This is a genomic window from Streptomyces sp. CB00316, assembly GCF_001905595.1.
Classification (GTDB): Bacteria; Actinomycetota; Actinomycetes; order Streptomycetales; family Streptomycetaceae; genus Streptomyces.
On the sequence record NZ_LIXI01000004.1, the window covers coordinates 319,768 to 332,823 of the forward strand.

11 protein-coding genes, 1 tRNA gene and 1 pseudogene are annotated in these 13,056 nt (G+C 73.2%); 4 read left to right on the plus strand and 9 right to left on the minus strand.

Annotation, left to right across the window (positions count from 1 at the left end; translation table 11 throughout):
• Window positions 1-17: 17 nt before the first annotated feature.
• Complete coding sequence (locus AMK21_RS12925; protein ID WP_073877341.1) at window positions 18-857, minus strand: enoyl-CoA hydratase/isomerase family protein; 840 nt, start codon at window positions 855-857, stop codon at window positions 18-20.
• Window positions 848-3,076: an acetate--CoA ligase family protein gene (locus AMK21_RS12930; protein WP_073877342.1), complete on the minus strand. Its 2,229-nt coding sequence runs from the start codon at window positions 3,074-3,076 to the stop codon at window positions 848-850. The genes AMK21_RS12925 and AMK21_RS12930 overlap by 10 nt, the downstream gene beginning before the upstream one ends.
• A gap of 197 nt (window positions 3,077-3,273) precedes the next feature.
• Here AMK21_RS12930 and AMK21_RS12935 point away from each other — a divergent pair.
• Window positions 3,274-3,347, plus strand: a tRNA-Met gene (locus tag AMK21_RS12935).
• Window positions 3,348-3,484: 137 nt separating this feature from the next.
• Window positions 3,485-4,375: an NAD(P)H-binding protein gene (locus AMK21_RS12940; protein ID WP_073877345.1), complete on the plus strand. Its 891-nt coding sequence runs from the start codon at window positions 3,485-3,487 to the stop codon at window positions 4,373-4,375.
• A 54-nt stretch (window positions 4,376-4,429) separates the two neighbouring features.
• Here the strand turns inward: AMK21_RS12940 and AMK21_RS12945 are convergent, their stop codons facing one another.
• The 3 genes from AMK21_RS12945 to AMK21_RS12955 form a co-directional block, all read right to left on the minus strand.
• Window positions 4,430-5,395, minus strand: a complete 966-nt coding sequence (locus tag AMK21_RS12945; protein WP_073877347.1) for an AraC family transcriptional regulator — start codon at window positions 5,393-5,395, stop codon at window positions 4,430-4,432.
• An 80-nt stretch (window positions 5,396-5,475) separates the two neighbouring features.
• Window positions 5,476-7,044, minus strand: a complete 1,569-nt coding sequence (locus AMK21_RS12950; RefSeq protein ID WP_107429917.1) for a M28 family peptidase — start codon at window positions 7,042-7,044, stop codon at window positions 5,476-5,478.
• Between the two features lie 166 nt (window positions 7,045-7,210).
• Window positions 7,211-8,404 (minus strand): flavin-containing monooxygenase, encoded by a 1,194-nt coding sequence (locus AMK21_RS12955; protein ID WP_073877349.1) that lies wholly within the window; start codon window positions 8,402-8,404, stop codon window positions 7,211-7,213.
• Between the two features lie 268 nt (window positions 8,405-8,672).
• Between AMK21_RS12955 and AMK21_RS33700 the strand changes: the two are divergent.
• Both AMK21_RS33700 and AMK21_RS12960 read left to right on the plus strand, forming a co-directional pair.
• Window positions 8,673-8,873: pseudogene (locus tag AMK21_RS33700) on the plus strand (DoxX family protein); the annotation flags it as partial.
• A complete protein-coding gene (locus AMK21_RS12960; protein ID WP_079181147.1) occupies window positions 8,873-9,307 on the plus strand; it encodes a Zn-ribbon domain-containing OB-fold protein in 435 nt (144 codons plus the stop codon). The pseudogene AMK21_RS33700 and the gene AMK21_RS12960, both read left to right, overlap by 1 nt.
• Window positions 9,308-9,412: 105 nt before the next feature.
• Here AMK21_RS12960 and pspAB read toward each other — a convergent pair whose 3' ends face one another.
• The 4 genes from pspAB to AMK21_RS12980 all read right to left on the minus strand — a co-directional run bounded on the left by pspAB (window position 9,413) and on the right by AMK21_RS12980 (window position 12,968).
• Window positions 9,413-9,997 (minus strand): PspA-associated protein PspAB, encoded by a 585-nt coding sequence (pspAB, locus tag AMK21_RS12965; protein WP_073877353.1) that lies wholly within the window; start codon window positions 9,995-9,997, stop codon window positions 9,413-9,415.
• 23 nt (window positions 9,998-10,020) lie between these two features.
• Window positions 10,021-10,929: a zinc metalloprotease HtpX gene (gene htpX / locus AMK21_RS12970; RefSeq protein WP_073877355.1), complete on the minus strand. Its 909-nt coding sequence runs from the start codon at window positions 10,927-10,929 to the stop codon at window positions 10,021-10,023.
• Between the two features lie 80 nt (window positions 10,930-11,009).
• Window positions 11,010-11,726: a pyridoxine/pyridoxamine 5'-phosphate oxidase gene (locus AMK21_RS12975; RefSeq protein ID WP_073877357.1), complete on the minus strand. Its 717-nt coding sequence runs from the start codon at window positions 11,724-11,726 to the stop codon at window positions 11,010-11,012.
• Window positions 11,727-11,789: 63 nt separating this feature from the next.
• Complete coding sequence (locus AMK21_RS12980) at window positions 11,790-12,968, minus strand: thiolase C-terminal domain-containing protein (protein ID WP_073877359.1); 1,179 nt, start codon at window positions 12,966-12,968, stop codon at window positions 11,790-11,792.
• Between the last annotated feature and the right edge of the window lie 88 nt (window positions 12,969-13,056).

Here is a 13,056-nt window from a genome sequence, read left to right on the forward strand (position 1 = left end):
GCGCCGTGCTGCTCCGTTCAGCGCCCGTGGTACTCCGGCGTCCGCCGCTCGACGAACGAGGTGACCCCCTCGGTCGCGTCCCGCGTCGTCATGTTGATCTCCTGGGCGGCCGCCTCCGCCGCGAACGCCGTGGCCCGGTCGCCGGTGAGCGAGTCGTTCACGAGCTGCTTGGTCAGGGCGATGGCCCGGGTGGGCCCGCAGGCCAGCCGCCCGGCCCACGCGGCGGCGAGGCCGGCCAACTCCGATTCCGGAACCGCCCGGTTGACCAGGCCCATCCGTTCCGCGTCCGCCGCCGTCAGGGCGTCCCCGAAGAACATCAGCTCCTTCGCCCGCTGCGGCCCCACCAGCCGGGGCAGCAGGTAGGCGCCGCCGCCGTCCGGGACGAGCCCCCGGCGTACGAAGACCTCGATGAACTTCGCCGTGTCGGCCGCCAGGACCAGATCGCAGGCGAACGCCAGATGCGCGCCGATCCCGGCGGCGGTCCCGTTCACGGCGGCGATCACCGGCTTCTCGCAGTCCAGCACGGCGGCGATGAGCCGTTGCGCGCCGAGCCGGATGGTCCGGGCGATGTCCCCGGGGGCCCGTTCGCGGGTCCGGGCCGGGGCGCCACGCAGGTCGGCGCCCGCGCAGAAGCCGCGCCCGGTGGCCGTCAGCACGACGGCCCGTACGGCGGGGTCGGCGGAGGCGTCGGCGAGCAGGGCGATGACCCGCTCGCGCTGCTCCCAGGTGAGGGCGTTCATGGCCTCGGGCCGGTTGAGGGTGATCCAGGAGACGCCGTCGGGGGTGGTGCGGTGGAGGACGGTGGATTCGGGAGGCGTACGGTCCACGGGCTGTACGGGCTCCGTGCTCACCGGCACACCGCCAGCGCGTCCAGCGCCACCGCGCCGTGCCCGCGCCCCAGCACCACCAGCGGGTTGATGTCCAGCTCGGTCAGGTCGTCGCCCAGCTCCAGAGCCATCCGCTGGACCCGCAGCACCACCTCCACCAGCGCGTCCACATCGACGGGCGCCCCGCCGCGCACCCCGGCCAGCAGCGCCCGGCCGCGCAGCTCGCCGAGCATGTCCCGCGCCTCCTTCTCGCCGAAGGGAGGCACCCGTACCGCCGTGTCGTGCAACACCTCCACCAGGACCCCCCCGAGCCCCACCGTGACGGTCGGCCCGAAGAGGGCGTCGTGGGTGGCACCGACCATCATCTCGACGCCCCGGTCGATCATCTGGCAGACGAGGATGCCGTCCAGGTCGACGGATTCGAAGCGGGCGATCTCGGTCAACTCGCGGTAGGCATCGCGCACTTGACTGGCGGAGGTCAGGCCCACCTTCACCAGGCCCAGCTCCGTCTTGTGGGTGAGGTGAGGCCCGGAGGCCTTCATCACGACGGGGTAGCCGACCGGACCGGCCGCCCGGACGGCGCCCGCCGCGCTCGTGACCAGCTGCTCGCGCGGCACCCGGATCCCGTACGTGCGCAGCAGCTGCTTCGCCGCGTGCTCGCTGAGCTGCCGGCCCGGGCGCATCAGGTTCTGCGCCTTGCGGAAGGAAGGGGAGGGGGTGCGCGGGGCGTCGTCGAAGGGGGAGCGGTAGCCGGAGGCGAAGCGATGGTGGTCCAGGTAGGCCTTCACGGCGGTGACGCAGTTGGAGAACGTACGGAAGGTGGCGACGCGGGAGGAGCCGAGGAGGGTGGTGCGGTAGGCGTCCTCGGTGCCCACGGGGGAGCCCCAGATCACACAGACCAGCTTGTCGGTGGCCTCGGCCGCGTCCACCAGGTCCTGGGCGAGCCGGTCGCTCATGGGCGGGAAGGGGCCGGTGATCGGACAGATCAGGACCCCCACGGACGGGTCGGCGAGGATCGCGTCGATGATCTTCCGGCCGCGCCGGTCGCCGACCGGGTGGCCGCCGTTGTCGATGGGGTTGGCCACGTTGAGGTAGCCGGGTATCCAGGTGTGCAGCTCGTCCTGCTTGGCGGGGGAGAGGGTGGGCAGCGAGAGTCCGGCCGCCGTCGCCAGGTCCGCGAAGTGGGCGCCGGTGCCGCCGGAGATGGAGTAGACGGCGACGCCCTCCGCGCGGGGCGGCCGGGCCCGGGCCAGCAGGGCGGCGGTGTCCTGGAGTTCGTCCAGACCGTCCACCCGGACCACCCCGAACTGCCGCATCGCCGCGTCCACCACCTGGTCCGCCCCGGTCAGCTTCCCGGTGTGCGAGGCGGCGGCCTCGGCCCCGGCCTCCGTACGCCCCACCTTCACCGCCACCACCGGCACCCCTGCGCGGGCGGCCCGGTCGGCGGCGAGCAGGAAGGACCGGCCGTCCTTGAGCCCCTCCACGTAACAGGCGACGGCCCCCACCTCGGGGCGCTGGGCGAAGTACGCGAGGAAGTCGGCGGTCTCCAGGTCCGCCTCGTTGCCGGTGGGCGCCCAGTGCGAGAGCCGGATGCCCAGCTCCTGGAGGGCGTAGAGGGGGCGGCCCTGGTGCCCGGACTGGGTGATGAGGGCGATGGCCGGGCCCTCCAGGTCGTCCCGGAACTCCTCGAAGGCGTTCAGGTTGGTGTTCGGCCCGAGCAGCCGTACGCCGGACCGCTCCACGGCCGCCGCCAGCCGGGCCTGCGCCACCGCGCCCGCCTCCCCGGTCTCGGCGAACCCGGAGGCGAAGGCCACGGCGAAGGGGACCTTGGCCTCCGCCAGCTCCTCGATCACCGGGAGCGGGTCGGCGACCAGCAGGACCGCCAGGTCGACGGGCTCGGGCAGCGCGGCGACCGAGGGGACGCAGGGCCGCCCGAAGACGGCGTCCCGGGCCGGGTGCACCGGGTGCAGCCGCGCCCCGACGCGCTCGGCCCAGGCGATGAGCTGCCGGGTGATGCCGGTGTTGGGGCGCCCCTCGCTGTCGGAGGCGCCGACGACGGCCACGGAGCGCGGCCGGAAGAAGCGGTCCAGGTCGGGCACGGCCAGGTGCAGCGGCCGGCCGCTGACATCGAGCCCGCCCCGCCGCGTGGCGGTGGGCAGGCTGACGACGGCGGCGTGCGGCTCCTCGCCGCAGGCCACCACCCGGGCGCGGAAGTCGGTGGTGAGGGTGCCGTGAGTCGATCCAAGCATCGTTCCGCCACTCCTGCTCGATGGTCCGCCGGCCCGGTGTCCGTGTGGGGCGGGCGCGGTTGGCTGACGCAGTGTCAGGTTACTGAACTGACGGCTCGTCAGGAATGGTCGTGCAGGCAAAGGCTCCGCACGACGTCGGGCGAGGCTTGCCGCTGGTCACGGAGGGGTGCGAAGTGGCGTAGGGTTGGGTTCACCGACGCGGGGTGGAGCAGCTCGGTAGCTCGCTGGGCTCATAACCCAGAGGTCGCAGGTTCAAATCCTGTCCCCGCTACTGATGGAAAACGTCTGAGGCCCGGATCCACTGGATCCGGGCCTCAGACGTTTCTCCAGGGCCGGCCGGACGGTCGGACATCCCTCCCGGACGCTGAGCCATGGCGGGGTGCCGGGGGCCCGGGCGAGGCTTGACCCATGACAAAGACAGCAGAAGCAACAGCGGGGCAGTCCCCCTCCCAGCCCCCGTCCCCGGTCCTGGTGACCGGTGGCACCGGCAAGACCGGCCGCCGCGTGGTGGCCCGCCTCCGAGAGTTGGGGGTGGAGACACGGGCGGCCTCCCGCTCCGGTGAGACCCCGTTCGACTGGGAGGACCCGGCCACCTGGGCGCCCGCCCTGGAGGGGGCCGCCGCCGTCTACATCGTCCCGCTGGACACCGTGCCGTCCCCGACGCCCGCCTTCGTCGGGCAGGCCGTGGCGGCCGGGGTGCGGCGGCTCGTGCTGCTCTCGGCGCGGGGCGTAAACGAACCGGGCTACTTCGGCAACTCCGTCCTGGACCGGGGCCCGCACTTCCAGGGCGAGGAGGCCGTGCGCTCCGCCGGCCCGGCCTGGACGATCCTGCGCCCCGGCTGGTTCGCCCAGAACTTCAGCGAGGGCCCTTTCCTCGACGGCGTACGCGGCGGCGAACTGGTCCTCCCGGTCGCGGACGGCAAGGCCGCGTACATCGACACGGACGACATCGCGGCGGTGGCGGTGGCGGCGCTCACCGAGGACGGCCACGACGGCGAGGTGTACGAGCTGTCGGGCCCCCGCGCACTGGGCATCGCCGACGTCCTGGACGAGATCGCGAAGGCGACCGGCGGCCCGCGCGCCTCCTACGTCCCGGTCGAGAGGGCCGACTTCCGGGACGGGCTGATCGCGCAGGGCATGTCGGAGGCGGACATCGAGCTCTGGACGGGTGCGCTGGAGCCGATCCGCACGGGCCGGGAGGCCCCCCTCAAGGATGGTGTCCGCCGCGCCCTGGGCCGCCCCCCGCGCGATGTCGCCGACGTCTTCCGGGACGCGGCGGCGGCGGGCGCCTGGGGCTGAGGGGAGGGCGGGGGCGGCCAGGGCCTCTCGTCTAGCTCGACGTAGAACCTCAAGCTAAGTTGACGTCAACGAGGTGGGGAGGGGTGCGCGCCCGGTCGCGGTGGCCTCCCGCCGGTATGCGCTCGGGCTCTCGCCCCGGAGCCGTTTGAACGCCGCGCTGAAGCCGAACGCGTCCGCGTAGCCGACCCGCCGGGCCACCGCCGCCACCGTGAGCTCCGGGCGGGTCAGCAGGTCGGCGGCGAGGGCCATGCGCCACTCGGTCAGGTACGCCACCGGTCCTTCTCCGACCAGTTCCGTGAACCGTTTCGCCAGCGTGGTCCGCGAGACCCCGGCCCGGGCCGCCAGCTCCGCCGTCGTCCAGGGGTGCGCCGGGTCCTCGTGCATCGCCCGCAGCGCGGGCCCCGCGACCTCGTCGCCCAGGGCTCCGTACCACCCCGGCGGCTCGGCCTCCGGGCGGTCGAACCAGTCCCGCAGGGTGCACACGAGCAGCCAGTCCAGCAGCCGGTCCAGCACGATCTGGTACCCGGGCCGCGCGCCGCCGATCTGGGCGGCCAGGTAGTCGCGCAGCGGCCCGCAGTCGCCCTCGTCGGGTACGACGAGCGCCGGCGGGAGGGCCCGGAGCAGCCGCTGGGGAACCTGCTCCTGTACGTCGTAGGCGGCGGCCAACAGCACGGTGGGCCCGTCCAGTTCGGCCTCCGGGCCGGGGGCGGCGGCCAGTTCGGGCGCGGGGGACGGGTCGGCGCCCCAGCGCACCTCCCGCACCCCCGCCCCCGTACCGCCCGCCGGGTCGTCGGTGAAGGTGAACGGGGCCGGCCCCCGGACGATCGCGGCCGCCCCGGCGGCCAGCCACAGCGGCTCCCCGCCCTCCGGGACGATCCACCCGGCCCCCCGCATCGGCAGGCACAGGGTCATGTAGGCCCCGTCCGTGAAGCGCAGGGACCACGGCGGCCACAGCACCGACCGCCCGAACACCGCACCCTTGCCCCGCACGCCCCGCAACAGCTCGTCGAACACGTCCATGGCGCCACGATAGGCACAAAGGCCACGTGCTCCGGACTGCTCACCCGTGGACCGGACGCCGCCGCCGTACTACGCGAAGGTCACCTCGTACTGGTGCCCGTCGTGGCGTCCGCACCCGTCACGTTCGCCGGTGCCGCCTGCCGCCCGGCGGCCGGCGGGTTCTTCAGCGAGCCCAGGTCGTGCGCGTAGGTGCCCACCGCGTTGGCGATGACGTCGATGTTGACGTCGAACGCCTTCATGTTGATGTTGCTGAGCGTGTCTCCGGCAGCGTGGTAGTTCACGTCGAACGCGACCCCCGCCTCGCCGCCCCACTTCGCCGCCTCGGCCGGTGTCTTGAGCGCCTCCGCGCCGGTGAACGTACCGCCTGAGGGGATGCCCGCCAGGACGAACGGGTGGTAGTCCGAGCGGCCGATGAACGGTGTTCCGGCCGTGGGGAGGCCGCGGTTGCCCAGGAACGTGGTGATGTCCCGTTCGAGCTGGGCCGAACCGGAGGGCCCCTCTGGGAAGTTGAGGCCGTCGGAGTTGTCGCCGTCGAAGACGAACAGGCCGTAGTTCGGTGAGGCGATGATCTCGAAGTTCAGATAGAGCTTGATCCTCTGCCGCTCGGCAGGCGTCAGCTTCTCGACGTGGTGCGCGGAGCCGAACAGGCCGCTCTCCGCCGCCGACCACCAGGCGAACCGCACCTTGTTGCGGGGCTGCTTCTCCTTCTTGGCCAGCTTCAGCGCGACGTCCAGCAGACCGGCCGCGCCCGAGCCGTTGTCGTTGATGCCCGGACCCGCCTTCACCGCGTCCAGGTGCGCCCCGAGCACCACGGTGTCGGCGGCGTCGCCGCCCCGCGTCTCGGCGATGACGTTCTTCGTGGTGCGCGTCTCCTGGAGCTGGCGGACCTCGAAGGAGATCGTCACCGGCCCCTTGGCGAGGTCGGCGGCGAGCCGGTCCCCGTCGGGCTTGGAGAGCCCTGCGGTGGGGATCTTCACGGTGGCGGGGTCGCCGAGGGTGCCGGACAGCGGACCGTATCCGGCGTCGATGTTGTTGTAGATGACGGCCCCGGCAGCGCCCGCCGCGGCGGCCTGTTCCTGCTTGACGCCGAAGGTGCAGCCGCCGCGCTTGATCAGCGCGATCTTCCCGGTGAACGCGCCCGCCGCGTAGTCGCCCGGCTCGCAGCCGGTGGTGCCGTCCTCATCGACCGGCGGGGCGGCCAGCTGGGCCGTGATCCCGCCGACCGGGGTCGACCTGGTGTAGGTGAGCGCCTTGATCTCGGCGTCGAACGGGGTGGGGGAGACGGCGGAGAGCTTCTCGGCCAGCGTCTCGGTGTAGATGAAGTCGAACTTCTGGGACGAGACGCGGTACCCGGCCGCCGTGAGAAGCGTCTGCACGTACGCGGCGGATATCTCGTGTCCCAACGATCCGGCGACACGGTGGCCGCCCGTCGCCTGGGCTATCGCCTGTAAGGCCACGAGGTGCTTGCTCGCGTCCTTGGCGGACGCGTCACGCACCAGCGCCTTCGACAGGGCGGCGGCATCCTGGCCCGCCCTGTCCCTCCGGCTGTCCTTCTGGGCGGAGGCTGGTGATGCCGAGGCCAGCAGGAGTGGGGTCACGAGTGCGGTGGCGGCCAGGGCGGCGACGGATCTTCGAACGGAGGCGCTCACAGAGGTCCTTCCCGGTACGGACGAGTTGAGGGGAAGCTAGCGATCAACACATCCCCCTGTGAACAGATGCGCCACAACTCACGCCATTAATCACACGGTTGTCATCATGTCGCCGTAGTCACCCCTGCACGGCCTCCCCGCGCGGCCGGTGCGGTACCACGCCGCCTCAGTGTGCCCGCGCCACCCTCTTGGCGATCTTCCCGGCGTCCAGGGCCATCTCGCGCAGCATCCCGCTGATCGGATTGGTGAAGCCGGTGAAGTAGAGACCCGGGGCCTGCTTCGGGGTGCGGCCCCCGTGGGTGACCGGGCGGCCCCGCTCGTCCAGCACGTCCAGGTGGCCGAGCAGCGGCTCCAGGGCACGGGTGTAGCCGGTCGCCGCGATCACCGTGTCCGGGGTGAGGCGGGTGCCGTCGGCCAGGAGCACCGCGTCCTTGTCGAAGGAGGCGACGGTCGCCACGGGGACCACCTTGCCGGTCTTCACCGCGTCGATCAGGCCGACGTCCTGGACCGGGATCGCCCCCTCCCGCACCCGCGAGTACAGGCCCGACTCCGGGCGCGGCAGCCCCTTCGCCGACAGATCCGGTACGGCGATCCGCGCCATCACGGACCCCGCCCGGTCCACCAGCCACACCGGCAGCCGGCGGACCAGGATGCCCGTCGCCTGAGCGGGCCACCCCGCCGTGGAGCGCCGCACGATGTGCGGGGCGGTGCGCACCGCTATCCGCACCTGGGAGGCCCCGCCCTCGGCGAGGTCCGCCGCGATCTCGGCCCCCGTGTTGCCGATGCCGACCACCAGGACGTCCTGGCCGGCGTACGGAGCCGGGTTCCGGTACTCCGCCGCGTGCAGCAGCTCGCCCGTGAACGTGTCGCGGCCCGGCCACTCGGGGACGCGCGGGGTGTGGTTGAAGCCCGTCGCGACGACGACCGCGCGGCCGCGCAGGACCCGGCCGCCGGTGGCGGTCAGCTGCCAGTCGCCGGAGCCGTCGGGGGCCGGGTCGATCCGGTTCACCTCGACCCCCGTCACCACTTCCAGCTCGTGGTGCTCGGTGTACTTCTCCAGGTACCGCACCACGTCGTCCCGGCCCACCCACCGCCCGAACCCGCGCGGCATCCTCAGCCCCGGCAGCGCCGACCAGCGCCGCGTGGTGTGCAGGTGCAGCCGGTCGTAGTGGCCGCGCCAGGAGGCGCCGACCCGGTCCGCCTTCTCCAGGACCACCGCCCGTACGCCCCGGTCGCGGAGCGCGGCAGCGGCGGCGAGGCCGCCGGGCCCGCCGCCGATGACGTAGACGGGCCGGTCGTCCGTACGGTCGGTGAGGGCGACGGCGTCGGTACTGCCTGTGGGGGAGGGGCTGTTGGGCATGGTTCGGAGCGTAATCGCCCGCTCTGTTGATGGGTCTCGGTCAAGGTGGGAAACGATTGCGAATTGATCACGGGGGGTGGGATGTGGTGATTGGGCCCCTTTCGCGCCTCTCGCTGCGGCCCGCCGCCCTGGTCCGCGACCAGCAGGCCGGGCGCAGGCGGCGGCGCCAGGAGGGGCGTCGGCCCGCCCGTGCGGACCCCTTGCGCGAGACGGTGTGCGTCCGGTGAACTGACGTACCGTCAGATTCTAGGTGACCGGAGGCGGCCCGATGCGGACGATCTGGCTCAGCGGTGCGGAATGGCTCGCCGTCCTGCGCATGGGCCTCGGCCTGTGGTGGCTGGAGAGCTGGCGGCACAAGGACAGGAAAGGATGGTTCGAGCGGGGCACGGGGATCGCCTGGGCGGCGGACATCGCGGGCGAACACCGGTGGGGCGTGGTGCGTACGGGCTTCCGGCGGGTCGTCGAACCGTGACGCCGCCGGAGCGTGCGGCGGGGCCGCGCTTCGACCTGCCCGAGCCGGACGCCTTCACCCGGCCGTACTGGGACGCGGCGGGGGAGGGGCGGCTGCTGATCCGGCGGTGCGAGGGGTGCGGGCGGGCGCATCACTACCCGCGCGAGTTCTGCCCGTACTGCTGGAGCGAGGACGTGGGGTGGGAACGCGCGAGGGGGGACGCGACCCTCTACACGTGGTCCGTCGTCCACCGCAACGACCTGCCGCCCTTCGGGGCCCGCGTCCCGTACGTGGCCGCTGTCGTCGACCTCGCCGAGGGGCCCCGGATGATGACGGAGGTCGTGGAGTGCGCGCACGGCGACCTCCGCATCGGACTGGGGCTGACGGTCACGTTCAGGGGCGGGGAGGAGAGCGGCGAGGAGGCCGTGCCGGTCTTCCGGCCCGCGGGCTGAGGCCCCCCGGAGTCACCCCTCCGCCGCCGCAGGAGCCAAGGTGGGACACCTGTGAGCCGGGGCCCGGGACGGACCGCGACGGCCACCGCCACCGTCAACGGCTGATCACAGCCCCGGCGCCCCCCACACCGGGAACCACCGGGACAGGTCCTTCTCCACCCGGAGGTCGTCGCCGAGGGCGCCCCGCACCTGGAGCTCCAGCTGGTTGTCCCGCTTCTCGGCGTCGCCGGGGAGCGGGGCGAACGGGTAGAACGTGCCGCGCTTGTAGAGGTAGACCAGCGCCAACGCACGCCCCTCCGCGTCCCGGAAGCCGATCAGCGAGCAGAGCAGGTGTGGGCCGAAGCCGCCGTCCTGGAGCAGGGTGTTCACCGCGTGCAGGTCGTTGACCAGGCCCGCCGTGTCGTCGGCCGGGTGGGTGGCGAGCAGCCAGGTGTAGCCGTAGGCGTCCCGGCTGAACTCCACCGGGATGCCGCCGCGCTCCGTATCCGCGTCCAGCAGCTCCCGTACGTCCTCCTGGAGGCGGGCGAAACCGCCGCCCTCCACCCCAGCGAAGCAGACCGAGCCGAGGCCGGTCGGGGTGAAGCCGGTGGCGGCCTGGAGGGTGAGGGCGGCCGAGGGGACGGCGAAGAGCTGGTCGAGGTCGGGGCGGACGGGTTTGCTGCGGCCGAGGATGGCGTCGAGCAGGCCCACGGGCTCAACTCCTTGAGGACGACTTATCGGGACAGGTCGGTGGAGATGCGGGACAGCTGGTCCAGGCGCTGTTCCAGCGTCGGGTGCGAGGAGAACAGCCGGCCGAGGGACTCCTTCGAGGAGAACGCGGGCATGAAGTAGAACGCGTTGTACGGCTCCGCCTTGCGCAGGTCCCGGGTCGGGATGCGGGCCATCTGCCCGCTGACCTTCGTCAGGGCCGAGGCGAGGGCGGAGGGCCTCCCGGTGAGGAGCGCGGCGGCGCGGTCGGCGGAGAGCTCGCGGTAGCGGGAGAGCAGTCGGGTCAGCAGGAAGCTGATCGCGTACACGACGGCGCTGATCAGCGGGATGAGCAGGAGCAGGATGCCCGCCGGGTCGTTGCCGGGGCGGCTGCGCGCGAACCCGCCCCACAGGGCGATGCGGGTGATGACGCCCGCGAGCACGCCGAGGAACGAGGCGATCGTCATGACGGCGACGTCCCGGTGCGCGACGTGCGACATCTCGTGGGCGAGGACGCCCTCCAGCTCCTCCGGCTCCAGTCTGCGCAGGAGGCCCGTCGTGGCGCAGACGAGGGCGGTCTTCTGGCTGCGGCCGGTGGCGAACGCGTTCGGCACGTCGCTCTCGGCGATGGCCACCTTGGGCTTCGGCATGTCGGCCAGCGCGCAGATGCGGTCGATGGTGCCGTGCAGCTCGGGGGCCTGTTCGGGGGTGACCTCGCGGGCGCCCATGCCGTACGCCGCGATGCGGTCGCTGAACCAGAACTGGGCGATGAACAGGCCGCCGGTGATGATCAGGATGATCGGCCAGGAACCGCGCAGGGCCGCGAGGAGCACGCCCACGAGGACGACGTAGAGCAGACCGATCAGGAACATGGTGGTGACCATGCGGCCGGTCAGGCCCCGGTCCGGGGCGTAGCGGGAACGGGCTCGTGGCATCGGTACCTCCAGCGACTCGCCTTCCTCCCATAGTGCCCTCTTCTTGTTGAAACCGGGTTAAGTGTGCAGTCGGGGCCGCCTCAGGGCCAGAGCAGCTCGCGGGTCCAGTCGCCGGTCTCGGGGCCGGTCTGCGAGGCGGTCTCCGTGTCGGCCTCCGTACGGCGGTAGCGGAGCCGGATGTGGCGGCGGCGGGCGTCGCCCTGGAAGAACTCCACCTCGGCCGGCTCGACCACGTACCGCGTCCAGGTCGGAGCCTCGGCGTCCGGTTCCGCCTGGGCCCGCTCCCAGGCCGCGTCCGCCGCCCGGTGGAGGGCGGCCACCGACTCCACGACCTCGCTCTGGGTCCCGGTCAGGGCGGCGGCGAGGGCCCCGGTGGAGCGGGCGTGCAGGTCGGCGTGGCTCTCGGCCGGGGTGCAGCGGAGGACGGGGCCCCGGACCCGTACCTGCCGCCCCAGGCTCGGCCAGTAGAAGCCGAGCGCGGCGTACGGGCGGGCGGCGAGCTGGTCGCCCTTGGCGCTGGTGGCGTGGGAGGCGAAGTGGAAGCCGCGCTCGTCCGCGTCGTGGAGGAGCAGGGTGCGTACGTCGGGGAGGCCCTCGGCGTCCGCCGTGGCCAGCGTCATCGCGTGCGGCTCGGGCTGCCCGGCCGCCACGGCGTCGGCGAACCACGCGTGGAAGAGGGGGAGGGGCGCGGGCGGGGCGGTGGCCGGGTCGAAGTCCGGCAGCTCGGTGTCCCAGACGCGCTGGGCGTGCAGGAGGGCGGAGAAGGGGCGCGGGGTGGGTGCGGCGGCTCGGCTCATGGGGCCTATTCCACCTGCTCGCGGCTGCGCGCGGCCAGCTGGGCGCCGACCCGAGGCCCGCCCTCACCCCCGCCCCAGCACCACCGTCCCCGACGAGCAGAACCAGCCGCCCGTTCCCGATGCCACCGCCAGCTCCGGGAGGCGGCCCCCGGCCTTGTGGACCTGGCGGGCGCCGGCCTCGCCGCGTAACTGGCGGACCGCCTCCACCAGCAGGAACAGGCCGCGCATCCCGGGGTGGCAGGCGGAGAGGCCGCCGCCGTCCGTGTTCACCGGCAGCTCGCCGCGCAGGCCCGTGCGGCCCTTCTCGACGAACGCGCCGCCCTCCCCCTTCGCGCAGAAACCCAGGTCCTCCAGCGTCACCAGCGTCATATAGGTGAACGCGTCATATATCTGGGCCACGTCGACGTCGGCCGGCCGCACCCCGGCCCGCTCGAAGGCCAGGCGGCCCGAGACGGCGGCGGGGGAGACCGTGAAGTCCTCCCACTCCGACATCGTGGAGTGCGAGACATGCTCCCCGGTCCCCAGGATCCACACCGGCGCCTTGGCCGTATCCCGTACGTACTCCTCCGCCGCCAGCAGCACCGCGCACCCCCCGTCGCTGCGGACGCAGCAGTGCAGCTTGGTGAACGGGTCCGCGATCATCGGGCCCGACAGCACGTCGTCGACCGTGATCGGGTCCCGGAACATCGCCTCCGGGTTGGCAGCCGCGTTCGCCCGGGCCGTCACCGCCACCTCGGCGAGCTGCTCCAGCGTCGTGCCGTACTCGTGCATGTGGCGGCGGGCGGCCATCGCGTACTTGGCGATCAGCGAGTGCCCGTACGGCACCTCGAACTGCGAGGGCCCCCGCGCCCCGAACGGCAGGTTCGACGTGCGGCGGCCCGCCTTGATGTCGGCCCGGGCCGTCGACCCGTAGACCAGGAGCACCGCCCGCGCCCGGCCCGCCGCGATGGCGTCCGCCGCGTGGGCCGCCATCACCTCCCAGGTGGCGCCGCCCACCGCCGTGGAGTCGACCCAGGTGGGCCGCAGCCCCAGGTACTCCGCTACCTCCGCCGGCGCCAGCGTCCCCAGCCCGGCGGAGGCGAGGCCGTCGACCACCGAGCGGTCCAGGCCGGAGTCGGCCAGCGCACGCCGGGCCGCCTGGGCGTGCAGGGCGTACGGGGTGGCGCCGCCGACGCGTCCGCAGTCCGCGAGGGAGATGCCGACGACGGCGACCTTGCGGGGGAGGCGGGAGGAGACAGACATGAATCTGACGGTACATCAGATAAATGGGCGTGTAACCGGGGGTGCGCGCGCCTTCCGCGCCCCGTGCGTGTGCGGGAGTCTGGGAATT

Bases quoted from the DNA above. Each gene is read 5' to 3' on its own strand.
- AMK21_RS12930 (WP_073877342.1), bottom strand. From the start codon at position 3,076: ATGCTTGGATCGACTCACGGCACCCTCACCACCGACTTCCGCGCCCGG.
- AMK21_RS12940 (WP_073877345.1), top strand. From the start codon at position 3,485: ATGACAAAGACAGCAGAAGCAACAGCGGGGCAGTCCCCCTCCCAGCCC.
- AMK21_RS12945 (WP_073877347.1), bottom strand. From the start codon at position 5,395: ATGGACGTGTTCGACGAGCTGTTGCGGGGCGTGCGGGGCAAGGGTGCG.
- AMK21_RS12955 (WP_073877349.1), bottom strand. From the start codon at position 8,404: ATGCCCAACAGCCCCTCCCCCACAGGCAGTACCGACGCCGTCGCCCTC.
- htpX (WP_073877355.1), bottom strand. From the start codon at position 10,929: ATGCCACGAGCCCGTTCCCGCTACGCCCCGGACCGGGGCCTGACCGGC.
- AMK21_RS12975 (WP_073877357.1), bottom strand. From the start codon at position 11,726: ATGAGCCGAGCCGCCGCACCCACCCCGCGCCCCTTCTCCGCCCTCCTG.
- AMK21_RS12980 (WP_073877359.1), bottom strand. From the start codon at position 12,968: ATGTCTGTCTCCTCCCGCCTCCCCCGCAAGGTCGCCGTCGTCGGCATC.